At 52.0% G+C, this 21,431-nt stretch carries 1 protein-coding gene; it reads left to right on the top strand.

The window, feature by feature from the left end; translation table 11 throughout:
* Positions 1–894: 894 nt before the first annotated feature.
* Positions 895–20,424, top strand: coding sequence for an amino acid adenylation domain-containing protein (locus ABR397_RS02730; protein ID WP_350304364.1), 19,530 nt, complete (start codon positions 895–897; stop codon positions 20,422–20,424).
* The last annotated feature ends 1,007 nt before the right edge of the window (positions 20,425–21,431 follow it).

Below are 21,431 nucleotides of genomic sequence, written 5' to 3'. Positions count from 1 at the left end.
TATTGTTGTTATTTTTCGGTATGTAATTTAGTTTTATTACCATATTGAAAATATATTTAATTGTGTGGTTATTATTTGGTTTTTTTGAAAAAATGATTCTGAAGAATTGGTGTAAAATATGATAATAGTAATTTATTTATTAATAATAACATGTATTGATTGAATTGATATTAATTCAATAATCTCTATTTTTCATTAAAGTAATTAGTAGTGATAAGTATGGTGAATAAATAACATTTCATAATTCTGCTATACATGGCCTCCTTCAACCTATTGTTATAATTAGAATTGTGAATGGTATAAGATGTAGCGCTATTTTAGAATCTTATTTATATCATTAAGTCGTTTTTAATGTGTGTTCGCCTGTTTGTGATATTTAAATAGGCGGTGTTTTTCCTATTGAAAAATAATGTTTTATGAATTATTTTAATCTGATGTCATATTATTACATAATTGAGATTGCAGGATTGTATTGTCAATATTGAATAATTTCAATTGGATATTAATGGAGGACGGGTAAAATATAACATTAATTTAGTGTTTGTATATAGTAAATGCAGTTAACGATTCCATTTTTAATTATGGAATTCAGTGTCAGATAATGAAAATTGCAGAAAGCCAAAGGCGCTTACCTGAAAGTAGAAATGGGGAATAATATTTTATTCCGGCTCATAAGATGAATTATTTATTCTATTATCAAGGAAATTAGCGCTGAATAATTGTTGATTATATGGCTATTAATCGGGCTATGGCATCCCGCATCTGAGTATATTGAATTAATGTCAGACGTGTCCGTTTTTATTTCTTGGGGGCAAGAAATAAGAAAACAACATTGATGGTAACTGTCGGCAATGACGGTTTTCAAATTTCTAACAGGTTCGTTGAGGTAAATAGATGAAAGATAACATTGCTAAAATGGGAAGTGCTTGTAAAACTGAACACCTCCTTCAGAGGTCAGAAAACATAACCGACGCAAACGACGCTTCACAACCGACTCAAAATACAAAGAATCTCTCCCAGGCGCTTACACCCAGTGAATCATTCTGGTATGAGCGTCTTGCCGCTTTGCAGCCATTCCAGTTACCTTTCGACACTGCTAAGAATCAGGCAGAATCCAGATGGATAATGAGTGCCTGGCAGTCTCCGTTGCCGAAAAAAGGTGAAGAGGACCCATTACAGGTACTATTGCAGGCATTCGTTATCTATCTTGCGCGTTTGACTCAGCAGACCGAATTCCAAATCGGTTGGTGCGTGAATGAGTTACATGAGACATCGGCAGATCTGGCGCCTGTGGTGCCTATGGCTGTTGAGGTGGCGTTTGATAAGCCGTGGAAGGCGGTAGCTGACTGGGTTGATGACGAGTTTGCCCGGCTGGCGCAGCACCGGACATTTAGTCATGATCTCCTTATCCGTTTGCCTTCATTGCAGGCTATTCCGGCGCTGACAACCCACCAGCCGTGGCAGATCGCCATATCGGTGATACAGGATGACAGACAGGATGATCAGACGGCACCCGGTGAATTGCTGACGCTCCAGGTGAATGCACAGGGCGTTTTTCGCTGGGTATACGATGAAAATCGTTTGAGCGCGGAAGGGGTTCTGCGGATGAGCGAACACTTACAGGTGTTGGCTGCGTCAAAAAGGCAGGGTGAGGAAATCCCTATTGGGCAGCTTAATGTGTTGCCGGAGGTTGAACGCACGCTGTTGCTGGAAACCTGGAACGCCACGGAAAACCCTTATCCTAATCCGCTATGTATCCATCAACTGTTTGAGCAACAGGTAGAGCGGGCCCCAGAGACCCCAGCGTTGGAGTATCAAGAGCAAACCCTCAGTTACGCGGAATTGAATAGCCGGGCTAACCGTCTGGCGCATCAACTGATTGCGCAGGGTGTCACACCGGACCAGCAGGTGGCGATTTGTGTGGAACGCTCGCCGGCGATGGTGGTGGCTTTGCTGGCGGTACTGAAAGCCGGTGGGGCCTATGTGCCGCTGGATTCAACCTATCCGGGGGAACGTCTGGCGTATATTCTGAATGATACGGCGCCGTCAGTAGTATTGGCTGATGCGGTTGGGAGGGCGGCGCTGGGTGAAGCCGCGCTGGCGGGGCTGACGGTACTGGACCCAAATAGCCAGCTGGACCAGCCGGACAGCAATCCGCAGGTCCCGGTGTTGACGCCACAGCATCTGGCGTATGTGATTTACACCTCCGGCTCAACCGGGCAGCCGAAAGGGGTGATGGTGGAACACCAGGCTGTTTACCAACGTATTCTGGGCTTTAATGAGACCTATGCGGTCACGGCGCAAGATCGGATGTTGCAATTTTCATCGTTTGCATTTGATGCGTCAGTCGAGGAATTTTTCTCGTCATTATGCCATGGCGCCGCACTGGTGATGCGCGATAATAACTGGTTGTCTTCTATACAGGCATTTATTTCTTTAACCCAGCAAAACTGTATCACGGTGATGTCTCTGCCAACCCTGTTTTGGTCTGAACTAGCAGCCAGAGACAACGCATTACGGCTACCGGATTGTCTCAGATTAATCATTATTGGTGGTGAGGCAGTTAAAAAGCGGGCTATTCAGGATTGGTTTGCGCAGGAAACTCATCACCCACGGTTATTGAATACTTATGGTCCGACTGAAAATACCGTAATTGCAACTTGTCAGGAGATATTATCCCCAGAAGATGCCCGTTCTATAGGCCGGCCAGTTAAAAATACCCGCATTTACCTGCTGGACAGAAATGGGCAACCCGTTCCAATAGGCTGTATTGGCGAAATGTATATTGGTGGTGTCGGGGTGGCCCGGGGTTATCTTAACCGGCCAGAATTGAGCGCAGAGCGTTTTATACCGGATCCTTTTAGCCCGGTAGCGGGTGCGCGGATGTATCGCTCCGGGGATTTGGCCCGTTATCTGCCTGACGGTGATCTGGCATTCCTGGGCCGTAACGACCAGCAGGTTAAAATCCGCGGCTTCCGGGTTGAGTTGGGGGAAATTGAAGCCCGGCTGTTGGAATACCCGGCAGTGCAAGAGGCGGCGGTACTGGCGCTGGATGGCAGGCGAGGCAAACGTTTGGTTGCCTATGTGGCGGCGCAAGTGCATGAAGGATTGGCTGCCGATCTGCGTGCACACCTAAGTACCATTTTGCCTGACTATATGATCCCGGCGGCTTTTGTGCGTCTAGAGTCCTTTCCGCAGACCCCAAATGGCAAATTGGATCGCCGGGCATTACCGGCCCCGGGGGAGGAAGATTTCGCCCGGCAGATTTACGAAGCCCCACAAGGGGAGGCGGAGATCGCCATTGCCGCTCTCTGGCGTGAGTTATTGGGTATTGAGCAGATAAGCCGTCATGACAGCTTCTTTGCGCTAGGCGGGCATTCACTGTTGGGCGTGCAGATGATTGAACGCTTGCGTCACCAGGGGGTGACACTGGCGGCGCGTGATCTGTTCCAGTCGCCGGTGCTGTCAGATCTGGCCCAAATGTTGGGGCGGCATCAGGCTGTGATAGTGCCGCCTAACGTGATGACACCGGCAACCACGGCGCTGACGCCTGAGATGTTGCCGTTGATTGATTTGACTCAGCCTGACATTGACCACATCGTCGGACTAGTGCCGGGCGGGATGGCTAATATTCAGGATATCTATGCCCTGTCGTCGTTGCAGGACGGTATCCTGTTTCACCACGTGTTGGAAAAGGAAGGCGACCCGTATCTGGTGCTCTATCCGGTGGTCTTTGCTAATCGCGCTCTGCTGGACCGTTATCTGGCGGCGGTGCAACAGGCGATTAATCGCCATGATATTTTGCGTACCGCTTTTATCTGGGAAGGATTATCTGTGCCGGCTCAGGTAGTTTGGCGTCAGGCGACCTTGTCGGTGACTGAACTGACGCTGGACTCGGCTGACGGCTCCGTTATTGACCAGTTAACCCAGCGTTTTGACCCAGGTCACTATCGTCTTAACCTGAATCAGGCCCCGCTATTGCATTTTGTCATCGCCCAGGAAACCGATGGTCGCTGGTTTTTACTGGAATTACAGCATCACCTGATCGGTGATCATGAAACGATGGAAGTGATGCACCGTGAAGTGCAGGCCTGTTTTTCCGGGCAGGAGGACCGTCTACCGGCTCCGGCGCCGTTCCGCAATTTGGTGGCGGAGGTTCGGTTGGGGGTGAGTCAGGCCGCCCATACCCGTTTCTTTACCGACATGTTGGCCGAAGTGGATGAGCCGACGCTGCCGTTCGGGCTGACGGAGGTGTATCGTGATGGCTCGCGGGTGACGGAATCCTACCGGATGTTGACGGCCGGGTTGAATGACCGTTTGCGTAGTCAAGCCCGGCGTTTGGGCGTCAGTCTGGCGGCATTGTGTCATCTGGCCTGGGCACAGGTGTTATCGCGTACCAGCGGGCAGGAGAAAGTGGTGTTTGGCACTGTCTTGTTTGGGCGCATGGCGGCGGGAAACGGTGCTGATAATGGGATGGGGCTGTTTATTAATACGTTGCCGTTGCGGTTGGATATTGATGATACCCCGGTACGGGACAGTGTGCAGGAGGTACATCTGCGGCTGGCCGGTTTGCTGGCGCATGAGCATGCGTCACTGGCGCTGGCCCAGCGGTGCAGTGGGGTTGCCAGCGGTACGCCCCTATTTAGCGCCCTGTTGAACTACCGGCATAATGAGCAGCCGGATCCGCTGGATGAAACGATGGCTGGGATTGAATTCCTGGGCGAACAGGAGCGTACTAACTATCCGTTTGGGCTGTCGGTGGAGGATGGCGGCTCTTCTTTGGGATTGACTGCTTATGTGGTGCAGCCGTTTGATCCGGACAGGATATGCGGTTATATGCAGCAGGCGCTGGAGAGTCTGGCGGAGGCGCTTGAGCAAGCCCCGGAGACGCCGGTACGGTTGTTGAATATCCTGCCTGCGACGGAACGCACGTTGTTGCTGGAAACTTGGAACGCGACAGAAACCCCTTATCCTGACCCGTTATGTATCCATCAGTTGTTTGAACAACAGGTGGAGATAACCCCGAATGCCACAGCGCTGATGTATCAACAGCAGACCCTCAGTTACGCGGAATTAAATGCCTGTGCCAACCGGTTAGCCCACCAGCTGATTGCGTTGGGTGTGGCGCCGGGCCAGCGGGTGGTGATTGGCGTGGCCCGTTCTCCGGCGATGGTGGTGGCGCTGCTGGCGGTGCTGAAAGCGGGTGGGGCCTATGTGCCGCTGGATCCGGCTTATCCCAGAGAGCGGTTGGTGTATATCCTGAATGATACGGCTCCGTCCGTGGTCTTGGTTGATGCGGCTGGCCGGGCGGCGCTGGGGGAAGAGGCGCTGGGCGGGCTGACGGTACTTGACCCGAATACCTTGCCGGACCAGCCAGACAGCAACCCACGGTTACCTGGGTTGACGCCACAGCATCTGGCGTATGTCATCTACACCTCCGGTTCAACCGGGCAGCCGAAAGGGGTGATGGTAGAGCATCAGGCGGTGTATCAACGTCATCTGGGGGTGAACGAGACCTATGCCATTATGGCGCAAGACCGGGTGTTGCAATTTGCCTCTTTTGCTTTTGATGTTTTAGTGGAAGAGTGTTTCTCGTCATTATGTCGCGGCGCCACGTTGGTAATGCGGGATGATAGCTGGCTGGCGTCTATGCGGGAGTTTATTGATTTATCCCGGCAATATCGTATCACGGTGATGTTTCTGCCGGCGTCGTTTTGGTCCGAACTGATGACCGGAGATAATGCGTTTTTACTATCAGATGAGCTCCGGTTAATGGTTTTTGGTGGTCAGTCGGTCAAAAAGAGTGCTATTCAGGCATGGTTTACCCAGGAAACCCACCGGCCCCGGCTATTGAACGCGTATGGCCCGACGGAAAATACGGTGACGGCGACCTGTAAGGAAATATTGTCTCCGGAGGATGTTCGTTCCATCGGCCGGCCGCTTAAGAATACCTGCGTCTACCTGCTGGACAGAGATGGTCAACCGGTACCATTAGGCGGCATTGGTGAAATGTATATTGGCGGCGTCGGGGTGGCGCGCGGTTATCTTAACCGGCCGGAATTGAGCGCGGAACGCTTTATGCCAGATCCCTTTAGCCCGGTATCTGGGGCGCGTATGTATCGCACTGGGGATCTGGCCCGTTACCTGCCGGATGGCGACCTGGAATTCCTGGGCCGTAACGACCATCAGGTTAAAATCCGTGGCTTCCGGGTTGAGCTGACGGAAATTGAAACCCGGTTGATGGAACACCCGGCGGTGCAGGAAGCGGTAGTGTTAGCGCTGGATGACGGACGGGGCAGACGGTTGGTCGCCTATGTGGCGGCGGAAGCGAATGACGGGTTAGTGGCCCGTTTGCGTGCACACCTGAGTACAGTTTTACCTGACTATATGGTCCCGGTGGCTTTTGTGCGTCTGGATGCCCTCCCGTTGATGCCGAATGGCAAGCTGGATCACCGGGCGTTACCGGCCCCGGGGGAGGAAGATGTTGCCCGTCAGATTTATGAAGCCCCGCAAGGGGAGGCTGAGATTGCGCTGGCCGCCATCTGGCGTGAGTTACTGGGCATCGAGCAGGTCAGCCGGCATGACAGCTTCTTTGCGCTGGGAGGCCATTCACTGCTCGCCGTGCGTATGATTGAACGTCTGCGTCACCTGAAATTGACACTGACGGCGCGTGATCTGTTCCAGTCGCCGGTATTATCTGAATTGGCTCAAACGTTGGGGCGGCATCGTGCTGTGATGGTGCCGCCTAACGTCATTACACTAGCAACCACAGCGTTAACACCGGCGATGTTGCCGCTGATAGATCTGACTCAGCCAGAGATTGACCATATTATCCGGCAAGTGTTGGGTGGGGTTGCCAATATTCAGGATATCTATGCGTTGTCACCGTTGCAGGATGGTATTCTGTTCCACCACTTACTGGCGAACGAAGGTGATCCGTATTTGTTAGCCGGCCAGATGGCCTTTGCTGACCGGTCTCTGTTAGACCGTTATCTGGCGGCGGTGCAACAGGTGGTTGAGCGCCACGATATTCTGCGTACCTCCTTTATTTGGCAAGGGTTGTCAGTACCGGTTCAAGTGGTTTGGCGGCAGGCGCCTTTGTCGGTCACTGAATTGACGTTGGACCCGGTTGATGGGCCGGTTGGTGATCAACTGGCAGAACGTTTTAATCCCCGTCATTATCGTCTCGATTTGGGGCAGGCGCCTTTGCTGTGTTTTGTGATTGCTCAGGAGACCGATGGCCGTTGGTTTTTACTGGAATTGCAACATCACTTGCTCGGCGACTATACCACAATGAAAGTGATGCACCGTGAAGTTCAGGCATATCTTGCTGAACGCGAGGACAGTCTGTCTTCCCCGGTTCCTTTCCGTAATCTGGTGGCGCAGGCCCGGCTGGGGGTGAGTCAGGCCGAGCATACTCGTTTCTTTACCGACATGTTGGCGGAGGTGGATGAACCTACACTGCCGTTCGGGCTGGCGGAGGTGCATCTTGATGGCTCGCAGGAGATGGAAGCCTACCGGATGCTGACGGCCGGGATGAGTGACCGTCTTCGCCATCAGGCCCGGCGTTTGGGTGTCAGTCTGGCAGCGTTGTGTCATCTGGCCTGGGCACAGGTCCTGTCGTGTACCAGTGGTCAGGAGAAAGTGGTGTTCGGCACCGTGCTGTTTGGGCGCATGGCGGCGGGAGAAGGCGCTGACAGTGGCATGGGATTGTTTATTAATACTCTGCCGCTGCGGCTGGATATGGATGAGACCCCGGTACGGGACAGCGTGCGGGCGGTGCATCTGCGGCTGGCCGGGTTGCTGGAGCATGAGCACGCTTCACTGGCGCTGGCCCAGCGGTGCAGTGGGGTTGCCAGTGGTACGCCCCTCTTTAGCTCGCTGTTGAACTACCGACATAGTGATCAGCTGGATCTGTTGGATGAAACGATGGACGGGATTGAATTCCTGGGCGAACAGGAGCGCACTAACTATCCCTTTGGGCTGTCGGTGGAGGATGATGGCGCCACATTGGGGCTGATCGCTCATGTGGTGCAGCCGTTTGAGCCGGATCGGATATGTGGTTATATGCAGCAGGCGCTGGAGAGTCTGGTGGAGGCCCTTGAACAGGCCCCGGAAACCCCGGTACGGGCGTTGAACATCCTGCCGGAAGCGGAACGCACGTTGTTGCTGAAAACTTGGAACGCCACGGAAAGCCCGTATCCTGATCCGTTATGTATTCATCAGCTGTTTGAGCAACAGGCAGAGCAAACCCCACAGGCCACGGCGTTAGAATATCAACATCAGTTCCTCAGTTATGCTGAATTAAATGCTTGCTCCAACCGCCTTGCCCATCAACTGATGACGCTGGGCGTCACACCGGATCAACCGGTGGCGATTTGCGTGGCACGTTCCCCGGTGATGGTAGCGGCGTTGTTAGCCGTGCTGAAAGCCGGTGGTGCTTATGTGCCGCTGGACCCAACCTACCCGGAGGAACGTCTGGCGTATATCCTAAATGATACGGCTCCATCGGTGGTATTGGCTGATGCAGCCGGTCGGTTGGCGCTGGGTGAAGAGATATTGGCTGGGCTGACGGTACTGGACCCGAATATTCTGCCGGACCAGCCGGACAGCAACCCGCAGGTTCCTACGTTGACACCCCGGCATCTGGCCTATGTGATTTACACCTCCGGTTCAACCGGGCAGCCGAAAGGGGTGATGGTAGAGCATCAGGCGGTGTATCAACGATATCTGGGTTTTAATGAGACTTATGCCGTCACCGCGCAAGACCGGGTGTTGCAATTTGCTGCATTTGCGTTTGATGTTTCGATCGAAGAATGCTTCTCGTCATTGTGCAACGGCGCCACGCTGGTGATGCGGGATGATAGCTGGCTGGCTTCGATGCCGGAATTTATTGCCTTAGCCGGGCAAAGCCGTATCACGGTGATGTCACTGCCGGCCTTATTCTGGTCTGAACTGGTGGTCAGAGATGACGGATTATCGTTACCGGATTGTCTCCGGCTCATTATCATTGGCGGTGAGGCGGTTAAAAAGAGCGCCATTCAGGATTGGTTTAGGCAGGAAACCCACCGGCCCCGGTTATTGAACGCGTATGGTCCGACGGAAAATACCGTGACGGCGACCTGTAAGGAAATACTCTCTCTGGCAGATGATAGTTCTATCGGCTGGCCGATTAAGAATACCTGCGTCTACCTGCTGAACAGAGACGGCCAACCCGTTCCATTAGGCTGCGTTGGCGAAATGTATATTGGTGGCGTCGGGGTGGCGCGGGGTTATCTGAACCGGCCGGAATTGAGTGCGGAATGTTTTATGCCGGATCCCTTTAGTCCGGTATCCGGTGCGCGGATGTATCGCACCGGGGATCTGGCCCGCTACCTGCCGGACGGTGATCTGGAGTTTCTGGGCCGTAACGACCAGCAGGTTAAAATTCGGGGCTTCCGGGTTGAGCTGGGTGAAATTGAGGCCCGGTTGATGGAACACCCGGTGGTACAAGAAGCGGCGGTGCTGGCATTGGATGATGGGCAGAACAAACGGCTGGTCGCCTATGTAGCGGCAGAAGCGAATGAGGGGTTGGCGGTCAGTTTACGTGAACATCTGAGTGCAGTTTTACCTGACTATATGGTACCAGTGGCCTTTGTACGCTTGGATACTTTCCCGCAAACCCCGAATCGCAAGCTGGATCGCCGGGCGTTGCCTGCGCTGGGGGAGGCGGCGTTTGCCCGTCAGGTCTATGAAGCCCCGCAAGGGAAGAGAGAAACGATGCTGGCGGCGGTCTGGTCTGAGTTGCTGGGTGTTGAGCAGATTGGCCGGCATGACAGCTTCTTTGCGTTGGGCGGCCATTCACTGCTCGCCGTGAGCATGATTGAACGATTGCGGCGTATCGGTTTGGGCGTATCGGTACAAGCGTTATTTCAGTGCCCAACCCTCTGTCTTCTGGCGCAGTCCCTGGTTCAGTATGATGAAATCCTGGTGCCTGATAACCCTATTACACCGGATACGGTGGCGTTGACCCCGGACCTGTTGCCGTTGATTGACCTGACTCAGCCTGAAATTGATCTGATCGTTGGGCAAGTGCCGGGCGGGATGGCCAATATTCAAGATATCTATGCCTTGTCGCCTTTACAGGACGGTATTTTGTTCCACCATTTGCTGGAGAGTGAAGGCGATCCGTATCTGTTAATCAGCCAGATGGCTTTTGCTGACCGGACACTGTTGGATAATTATTTGACGGCGGTTCAACGGATAATTGATCGGCACGATATTTTACGTACCGCTTTTATCTGGCAAGGATTGTCAGTGCCGGCGCAGGTAGTTTGGCGCCAGGCCCAATTGTCTGTCACTGAATTGACGCTGGATCCGGCCGACGGTCCGATCAGTGACCAGTTAACCCGGCGTTTTAATCCGCGTCATTATCGTCTTGATTTGGGTCGGGCGCCTTTGCTGCATTTTGTAATTGCGCAGGAAGGAGCCGGGGGACGCTGGATCCTGTTTGAATATCAGCATCATTTGATCGGCGACCATACCACGCTGGAAGTGATGAACCGTGAAGTACAGGCGTATCTTACCGGTCAGGAAAATAGCCTGCCTGAGCCGACGCCGTTCCGTAATTTGGTGGCGCAGGCCCGGTTGGGCGTCAGTCAGGCAGAACATATCAGCTTCTTTACTGAGATGTTAGCTGAGGTAGATGAACCGACACTGTCGTTCGGGTTGACGGAGGTGCATCGTGATGGTTCACAGGTGACGGAATCGCATCGAATGCTGACGACCGAACTGAATGACCGTTTGCGTAGTCAGGCCAGACATTTGGGCGTGAGTTTGGCGGCTTTGTGTCATCTGGCTTGGGCGCAGGTATTGTCGCGCACCAGCGGTCAGGAGAAAGTGGTGTTCGGCACGGTGCTGTTTGGACGTATGCAAGCGGGGGACAGCGCTGACAGCGGCATGGGATTGTTTATCAATACGTTGCCGTTACGGTTAGATATGGATGAAACCTCGGTACGGGACAGTGTGCAGGCAGCACATAGCCGACTCGCTGGATTATTAGCACATGAACATGCCTCACTGGCGCTGGCCCAGCGTTGCAGTAGTGTGCGGGCTGAGATCCCTCTCTTTAATAGTCTATTTAACTATCGGCATAATGTTTTGTCGGCAACAACAGATGAACTTATCAGCGGTATTGAGTTTATTGATGGACAGGAGCGGACCAACTATCCGTTAGCGTTATCGGTGGAGGATTTTGGCGAATCCTTAGGGCTGACTGCCCAGGTAGTGCAACCTATTGATCCGGAAAGAATATGCGGTTATATGCAACAGGCGCTGGAAAGTCTGATAGAGGCGCTTGAACAAGCCCCGGAAACACCGGTACGGACACTGAATATTCTGCCTGAAACGGAACATACGTTATTGCTGAAAACCTGGAATGCCACGGAAACCGCATATCCTGACCAGTGGTGTGTTCATCAGCTGTTTGAACAACAGGTGGAGAAAACCCCTGACGCGACAGCGTTGGTGTATGAAGAGCAAACCCTATGTTATGCGGAATTAAATGCCCGTGCTAACCGGCTGGCCCATCAACTGATTGCACTGGGCGTAGTGCCTGATCAACGCGTGGCGATTTGTGCTTCACGTTCACTGGCCATGGTGGTGGGATTGCTGGCGGTGCTGAAAGCGGGTGGCGCCTATGTGCCGCTGGACCCGGTCTATCCGTGTGAACGTCTGGTGCATATTCTGAATGATGCCGCACCGTCAGTGATATTGGCGGATGAGGCTGGATGTGCGGCACTGGGCAGGGAAGCACTGGCCGGACTGACGGTACTGGACCCCCATATTTTGCCTGATCAGGCAGACAGTAATCCGCAGGTCCCTGGGCTGACCTCCCGTCATTTGGCGTATGTGATTTACACTTCCGGCTCCACCGGTACACCGAAGGGTGTCATGATTGAGCATGGCTCTTTGTTAAATTTACATGGAACGCTGACAGAGAGCGCATTTGCGTGTTCGCCAGCGCCTTATCGGGTTAGCCTGAATGCCAGTATTTCCTTTGATGCGGCATTGCAAAACATACTTGGCCTGTTGAATGGCTACACGCTGGTGATTGTTCCACAAGATGTGCGCGCAGATAGTGCGGCCTTATTGCAATTTTTAATCAGGACAAATCTTGATGTGCTGGATTGTACGCCAATGCAATTAGAGATGTTGCTGGCAGCGGGTTTGTCTCAGCATCAAAAAGCGTTGACGTTGTTGATTGGCGGCGAACCCATATCAGTACAAACCTGGCGGACGGTAACCGGTATACCGCAACTGACAGCTTATAACGTCTACGGCCCAACCGAATGCACCGTGGAGGCAACGCTGGCCTGCATAGCGCCGGCGAATCCTTCCCCGACGATTGGTCGCCCGCTTGCCAATACCCGGCTTTATTTACTGGATAAATTTGGCTGTCCTGTACCGTTGGGCGTGGTGGGGGAATTGTATATTGGTGGCGCGGGTGTGGCGCGGGGCTATCTGAACCGGCCAGAATTGACTGCTGAACGTTTCCTGGTCGATTTGTTTAACGATAAACCGGGCGCACGGATGTATAAAACGGGAGATTTAGCTCGCTACCTGCCGGACGGTAATCTGGAATTCCTGGGCCGTAATGATCATCAGGTGAAGATCCGTGGCTTCCGCATTGAACCGGGGGAAATTGAAGCCCGGCTGATAGAACACCCAGAGGTACGTGAATCGGTGGTGCTGGCGTTGGGAGAAGGGCAGGATAAGCGTCTGGTTGCCTATGTGGTGGCGCAAGCGGATGACGGGTTGGTTAACCGTCTGCGCTCTCATCTGAGTACAATTTTGCCTGACTATATGGTGCCATCGGCCTTTGTGTGTTTGGATGTCTTTCCGTTAACCCCTAACGATAAACTGGATCGCCGGGCGCTGCCGGCACCGGGGGAAGAGGCGTTTGCCCGTCAGGTCTATGAAGCCCCGCAAGGGAAGATAGAAACGATGCTGGCGGCGGTTTGGTGTGAGTTGCTGGGGGTTGAGCAGGTCAGCCGGCATGACAGCTTCTTTGCTCTGGGTGGTCATTCACTACTTGTTGTGCGGATGATTGAACGATTACGACGTATCGGTTTGGGTGTATCGGTACAAACGTTATTCCTGCATCCAACACTTCATATTCTGGCGCAGTCCCTGGTTCTGCATGATGAAATCCCAGTGCCTGACAACTGTATTACACCGGATACGGTGGCGTTGACGCCGGACCTGTTGCCGTTGATTGATCTGACCCAGCCTGAAATTGACCTTATCGTCGGGCAGGTGCCGGGCGGGATCGCCAATATTCAGGATATCTATGCGTTGTCGCCGTTGCAGGATGGCATTTTGTTCCATCATCTGCTGGAGAATGACGGTGATCCGTATTTGTTGATCAGCCAGATGGTTTTCGCTGACCGGGCGCTGTTGGATCATTATTTAGCTGCGGTGCAACGGACAATTGATCGGCATGATATTTTACGTACCGCCTTTATCTGGAAAGGACTGTCAGTCCCTGCTCAGGTAGTCTGGCGTCAGGCCCAATTATCAGTGACTGAACTGATACTAAACCCGGCTGACGGCCCGATCAGTGACCAGTTAACCGGGCGTTTTGACCTGTGTCGGCATCGTATCGATTTGAGTCAGGCGCCCTTGCTACATTTTGTGATTGCGCAGGAAGGAGCAGAGGGTCGTTGGATACTGCTTGAATACCAGCATCATCTGATTGGTGACCATACCACGCTGGAAGTGATGGATCGCGAAGTACAGGCGTATCTTGCCGGTCAGGAAGCGTGTTTGCCTGCGCCGGTTCCTTTCCGCAATCTGGTGGCGCAGGCCCGGCTCGGTGTCAGTCAGGAAGAACATACCCGTTTCTTTACTGAGATGTTAGCTGAAGTAGACGAACCGACGTTGTCGTTTGGGTTGAAGGAGGTGCATCGTGATGGTAAGCAGGTGACGGAATCCCACCGGATGCTGACGAGCACACTGAATGACCGTTTGCGTAATCAGGCCCGGTGCTTGGGTGTCAGTCTGGCGGCGCTGTGTCATCTGGCCTGGGCACAGGTGCTGGCGTGTACCTGTGGGCAGGAGAAAGTGGTGTTCGGCACGGTGTTGTTTGGACGGATGCAGGCGGGTGATGGCGCTGACAGCGGTATGGGATTGTTTATCAATACGTTGCCGTTGCGGCTGGATATGGATGATACCCCGGTACGGGACGGCGTGCAGGCTGCACATAGCCGACTCGCGGGGTTATTAGTGCATGAGCATGCCTCATTGGCGCTGGCCCAGCGTTGCAGCGGAGTGCGGGGTGAGATCCCCCTCTTTAATAGTCTGTTGAATTATCGGCATAATACCCAACTGGAGACGTCGGATGAACTGATCAGCGGTATTGAATTTATTGGTGGACAGGAGCGGACCAATTATCCGCTAGCACTATCGGTAGAGGATTTTGGTGAATCCCTGGGGCTGACTGCCCAGGTAGTACAACCGCTTGATCCGGAAAGGATATGTGGTTATATGCAACAGGCGTTGGAAAGTTTGGCAGAAGTGCTGGAACAATCCCCGGAGACACCGGTACGAGCACTGAATATTCTGCCTGAAACGGAACGTACGTTGTTGTTAAGGACCTGGAATGCGTTTGAGACCGCGTATCCTGAGCAGCTATGCATTCATCAATTGTTTGAACAACAAGCGAAGGAAAATCCAGACACTATGGGTTTGGTGTATGAGGACCAGACCTTCAGCTATGCTGAACTGAATGCTCGGGCTAACCGGCTGGCGCATCAGCTGATTAGGTTGGGTGTCGTACCAGACCAGCGGGTGGTGATTTGCGTGGCACGTTCACCGGCGATGGTGGTGGGATTACTGGCGGTGCTGAAAGCGGGTGGGGCTTATGTGCCGCTGGACCCGGCCTATCCGGGTGAGCGTCTGGCGCATATTCTGATGGATGTCGCGCCGGCTATTTTGTTGGCGGATAATGTTGGACGTACAGCGTTGGGTGAGAAGGCATTGACAGAACGGGCTGTCCTTGACCCGAATATCCTGTTTGACCAGCCGGACAGTAACCCGCAGGTCCCTGCATTGACTTCACGGCATTTGGCGTATGTGATTTACACTTCTGGTTCGACCGGCACGCCGAAAGGGGTGATGGTCGAACATCGTAGCGTGGTTAATCTGGCTTTGGCTCAAATTACCCGGTTTGATGTTCGGGTAACCAGCCGGATATTACAGTTTGCCTCATTGGGTTTCGATGCCAGTGTGTCGGAAATGATGACCGCGTTGGGCGGAGGGGCCGGCCTGATTATTCCTGCCGATATAGTTCGTCAGGACCCGAACCGCCTTTGGCATTATCTGGAAGCACAGAAGGTGACGCATGCTTTTCTGACACCGGCTTTGCTTCAGGATGGCGCTGATTTACCGGCGCTAACGATAAAACCGACATTGATACTGGCGGGTGAAGCACCCAGTACGGCGCTGCTTCAGGTGTTGTATGGCCGGGTAAATCTGTTTAATGATTATGGTCCGACAGAAGTCACGGTGTGTGCCACCACCTGGCATTGTCCACCAGACTATACGGATACAGGGGTGCCTATCGGGCACCCGACGGCCAACACGCGGGTTTATCTGTTGGATGCTCACGGTCATCCGGTACCATTGGGAGCAGTGGGGGAATTGTATATTGGGGGGGCCGGTGTGGCGCGGGGTTATCTCAATCGTCCTGACTTGACCACTGAACGTTTCCTTATGGATCCGTTTAGCGAGAAACCCGGTGCACGTATGTACCGAACCGGGGATTTGGCCCGTTACCTGCCGGACGGCAACCTAGTATTTGTCGGCCGTAATGACCAGCAGGTGAAAATCCGGGGTTTCCGTATTGAACCGGGAGAAATCGAAGCGCATCTAACAGAGCACCCGGCAGTACGTGAAGCGCGGGTACTGGCGTTGAGGGACGGGCAGGATAAACGGCTGGTCGCCTATGTGGTGGCGCCAGAGGATGACGGGCTGATTAACAGCCTTCGTGCCCACCTGAGCGCAGCTTTGCCTGACTATATGGTGCCGACGGCCTTTGTCCGTTTGGATGCTTTCCCGTTAACCCCTAACGGCAAGCTGGATCGCCGAGTATTGCCGGCGCCCGGTGAGGAAGCCTTTGCCCGTCAGCACTATGAAGCCCCGCAAGGGGAAGCTGAAATTGCGCTGGCGGCTATCTGGCGTGAGTTGCTGGGGATTGAACAGATTAGCCGGTATGACAATTTCTTTGCCCTGGGCGGTCATTCGCTGTTGGCGGTGCGGATGATGAACCGGATAGTGGCTTTAGGTATTGAACTGCCGCTGAGCGCATTGTTTGAAGCCCCCGCTTTAATTGCCTTTGCTGAGGCAATGCGCACCCGGTTTGATGAACAGCGCAGGATATTGCCCGTCATCATGCCGATATCCCGTGAGGAGGTGTTGCCGCTATCATTCGCTCAACAACGTCTGTGGTTCCTTGCCCAGTTTGAGGGCGTTAGTGATACCTATCATATCCCGATGGTACTGCGCTTGTGTGGTCGGCTGGATATCGTTGCCTGGCAGCAGGCGCTCGACACGTTGTTTGCCCGTCATGAAGCGCTACGTTCTGTTTTCGTCTCCATTGACGGTCAGCCAAAGGTGCAATTGTTGGCTGCGGACAGCGGTTTGCCGTTGTCTCAACATGACCTGCGTGGGATCCCGGATGCTGAAACCGTGCTTGAACGCCTGAGCGCCGAGGAAACTTACACGCCATTTGATCTCGGTCATGGCCCGCTTATCCGTGCTTCGCTTATCCGGCTCACGGATGATGAATATCATTTTTTGCTCACTCAGCATCACATTGTGTCGGACGGCTGGTCTGTCGGCGTGTTGATGCATGAGTTAAGTACTCTCTATACGGCTTTTCTGGCCGGACAACCTGACCCGCTACCACCGTTGGCGATTCAATATCTTGATTATTCCGCCTGGCAGCGTCAATGGCTGTCGGCTGAACAGATTCAGGCCCAATCCGACTATTGGCGTACCATGCTGGTTGATGCGCCGGTACTGCTAGATTTGCCAACCGATCGGCCACGCCCTCCTCAGCAGTCGTTTACGGGGAATATTGTACCTATCGATCTGGATGCGGAATTGACACAATCCCTTAAGCGCCTGAGTGAACAGCAAGGCGTCACGTTATTCATGACCCTGTTGTCAGCTTGGGCGACGGTTCTGTCGCATTTATCAGGTCAGGAGGATCTGGTTATCGGCACACCGAGTGCAGGCCGTAGTCGCCAGGAAGTGGAATCCCTGATCGGCTTCTTTATCAATACGCTGGCGTTACGTATTGATTTATCGGGTGCGCCGAATGTGATTGAGTTGCTGGCGCGCGTGCGGCAAACCGCATTGGCGGCACAGATGCATCAAGACTTGCCATTTGAACAGGTGGTGGAAATTGTGCAGCCGCCACGCAGACTGGCGCATACCCCGCTGTTCCAGGTAATGTTTGCCTGGCAGAACAATGAGAGCCTGGAATGGAGGCTGCCCGAGTTGGTTGTCTCACCTGTTGATCCCGTTCTCGATATAGTCAAGTTTGATCTGGAACTGGAACTGTCTGAGGAGGAAGGCAGGATTGTGGGTATGCTGAGTTATGCCACGGCCCTGTTTGACCAACCAACAATCGAGCGCTATGTGGGGTATTTGCATACGGTATTGCAAGCGATGGTGGCCCATCCTCAACAGCCAGTTAGGGAAATTGATATTTTGGCCCCGGCAGAGCGCAGGCTATTGCTAGAAACCTGGAATGCCACTGAAACCGCCTATCCTGACCAGCTGTGCATTCATCATTTATTTGAACAACAGGCCGGGAAAACGCCGGATATGACGGCACTGGTGTATCAAGACCAGACTTTCAGCTATGCCGAACTGAATACCCGGGCTAACCGGCTGGCGCATCAACTGATTGCGCTGGGTGTAGAACCGGATCAGCGGGTGGCGATTTGCATAGCGCGTTCACCGGCAATGGTGGTGGGATTGCTGGCGGTGCTGAAAGCGGGGGGAGCCTATGTGCCACTGGACCCGGCCTATCCGGGTGAGCGTCTGATGCATATTCTGATTGATGCCGCGCCGATTATCTTGTTGGCGGATAATGCCGGATGTGGCGCACTGGGTGAGAAAGTACTGGCGAGTCTGACAGTGCTTGACCCGAACTCACTGCCAGACCAGCCGGACAGTAACCCTCAGCTACCTGCATTGACCGCACGGCATCTGGCGTATGTGATTTACACCTCCGGTTCGACCGGCACGCCGAAAGGGGTGATGGTGGAGCATCATAGTGTGGTTAATCTGGCTCTGGCGCAAATAACCCGGTTTGACGTGAATGTAACCAGTCGGGTATTGCAATTTGCTTCCTTTGGTTTCGATGCCAGTGTGTCGGAAATGATGACCGCGTTGGGCGGTGGGGCCGGCCTGATTATTCCTGCCGACTCGGTTCGTCAGGACCCATCACGCCTTTGGTACTATCTGGAAGAACAACGGGTGACGCACGCTTTCCTGACACCGGCTTTGCTCCAGGAAAGAAGCGATTTACCGGCGCTAACGATGAAGCCAACCTTGGTACTGGCGGGTGAAGCGCCCAGCACGGCGCTGCTTCAGACATTGCGAGATCGGGTAAATCTGTTCAATGATTATGGCCCGACAGAAATCACGGTGTGCGCCACGACCTGGCATTGTCCGTCAGACTATGCGGATACATGGGTTCCTATCGGGCGTCCGACGGCCAATACGCGGGTTTATCTGCTGGGTGCTCAGGGCCAGCCAGTGCCTTTGGGGGTGGTCGGTGAGCTGTATATTGGCGGCGCGGGTGTGACGCGGGGTTATCTGAACCGTCCAGAGCTGACGGCTGAACGTTTTCTGACAGATCCGTTTAGCGATAAACCGGGTGCACGTATGTACCAAACCGGGGATTTGGCCCGTTACCTGCCGGACGGCAACCTGGTGTTTGTCGGCCGTAATGACCAGCAGGTAAAAATCCGGGGCTTCCGGATTGAAGCGGGGGAAATCGAGGTGCGTTTGACTGAACATCCGGCGGTGAGTGAAGCGCGGGTACTGGCGTTGGGTGATGGGCTGGATAAGTATCTGGCGGCTTATGTGATAGCTCAGGAGAATGATGGATTGGTTAACAGTTTACGTGAACACCTGAGTGCTTTGCTGCCGGATTATATGGTGCCGGGCGCCTTTGTGTGTCTGGATGCTTTCCCGCTGACGCCTAATGGTAAGCTGGATCGTCAGGCATTACCCGCACCGGACGAAAAAGCCGTTGCTCGTCAGGTTTACGCCGCACCGTATGGGGAAACAGAAATGGCATTGGCGGCGATTTGGCGTGAATTGCTGGGGGTTGAACAGGTCAGCCGGCATGACAACTTCTTCGCCCTGGGCGGTCATTCACTGCTTGCCATACGAATGATAAATCTTGCCGCCGGTCAGGGGTTGATTTGTACCTTGAATGCTTTGTTCCAATGTCCTGTGTTGTCCGAATTGGCTGCGAAAATCACCTCAGATTTGCAGTCTCAGTCGCAAAGCAGCGCCATCCCGGTGCGACTGGGTGGAACAGAACTGCCGTTGTTCTTTGTGCCCAGTGGAATGGAAGACTATTCCTATGTCTTCGTGCTGGCTCAACATATCCGGCCGGGATATCCGATTTATGCGGTATCTTGGTCGTCCATCAATGAAGAAGCGGTGCCGACGATGGAAGAGCAGGCGACCAGAATGATCAGCTTGATGAAAGCGGTTCAACCGGCAGGCCCGTATCGGATATGTGGTTACTCTTCCGGCGGCATATTGGCTTATGCTATTGCCCAGCGGCTTTTGCATGCCGGTGAGACGGTGAGCTTCCTGGGATTGATTGATACGCCGGCGCCTCATTATATCAGGGAGCAGCCTATGCAACTCAAACATCAATTCTTTGACGAGTTAGTCAGGCAGTTTGGGGAAGAGCACACTCAGGAGATGGCGGCGTTGTACCGGCGAATTGATGAGCTGAATTTAGTGCAATTTATTGAAGTAGCACAAGAATTGGCGTTATACCCCGCCAATCTGCGCCCTGAATTAGTCGCAAAAAGTTGGGAGCAGATAGAGTGTTATGCGCAAATAGTTGGAGATTATGAGCCACAGGTATTAACGGTAACGCTGCATCAGTTTTATGCGATGGAACGTCCCCCTGCGAGTCCTTTTGCGACGGATGAAAAACCGAAGCCTTTAACTATTGACCCATCGTTAGGTTGGGCACAGATAATACCTGACTCTTCACTTCGGTTGATTGCTGTTCCGGGTAATCATTTTAGTTTATTGGAGGATAATGAGAATAGAATCGCCTTAGCTCAGGCCATGAATAGGGCGTTGGCAATCGGTTGTAGTGGGGAGGTATTATAATACAGATATATTAATCAATATTGAATGATTTAATATTTGTGTAATGATCCGGTATATATTGTTTATACTGGATTATTTCTATGCTAGAAAAGAATCAGGAAAATGATAATTTCATAATAAATTATTTGATTATATTTCTTCGTTATTGTTGTTATTTTCTATTATGTGATCTAAATCTAATTTTATTGTTAATTTTATTTTATTTTTTTGATTGAAAGGGTATCTAGACTAGGTATTTAGTTGTAGAGTAATTGTTGAAAATATTTATTCTGATAAAAATAATCGAAAATTTGATAATGGTAATGTTTTTACTGATGGTCATATAGGTTGATTTAATCAGCTTTAATTTTATGACCTCTCTTTGGTATATATTTTTTTATTTTAAATAACTAGGGATAATAAGAGTGAAAAAACGGTGGCGGATAGTCTCAATGTATATGTTAGTCGGTATTTTTGAACTGAATAACATTAAATTTTTTTCCTGCTTGTATCTCGTGATAGTCAATATCGCCAGATGTCCGATAAATCGCATCAAAGAGCGATTTCTTTGTAATTTTTGTAATTTAAATCAATATTATACGGAGTTTTTGATTATGCCTGTTACATTGTTCCATTCTTATGGAATAATATGTGGTGGAATTAATTGTGAATTATAATTGTTTCTTGGTGATATTGGATTAAATAACATTTCTATTTGTGGTGGAATTTAATTGTTATAAGTCAATGTGCTTAAGTTGGTGTGGATTTGTTTATGGGTATCTACACTAGAGGTGTAATTTATTGTTATAAAATAATATCATCTGTGATTATTTATAATCTGAAGTTATATTTTTATTAAATATGCATAATAAATGCAGGGAATTGGCTTGCTTTTAATTGTGTAATTTATCGTCAGTCAATGGGAATTATAGAGAATTAATCTAATTTATCTAAAAAATAGGAGCGAAAATGGAATTTTTTATTCCAGATCATAAATTGAATTATTTATTTGGTTGCCAGGGGAGTTA

Origin of the sequence: Photorhabdus viridis (assembly GCF_040256935.1) — a bacterium.
Taxonomy (GTDB): Bacteria; Pseudomonadota; Gammaproteobacteria; order Enterobacterales; family Enterobacteriaceae; genus Photorhabdus; species Photorhabdus viridis.
The sequence above is the reverse complement of the archived record's forward strand: the minus strand, read 5'-3'. Positions and strand labels throughout refer to the sequence as shown.

Bases quoted from the DNA above. Each gene is read 5' to 3' on its own strand.
- ABR397_RS02730 (WP_350304364.1), top strand. From the start codon at position 895: ATGAAAGATAACATTGCTAAAATGGGAAGTGCTTGTAAAACTGAACAC.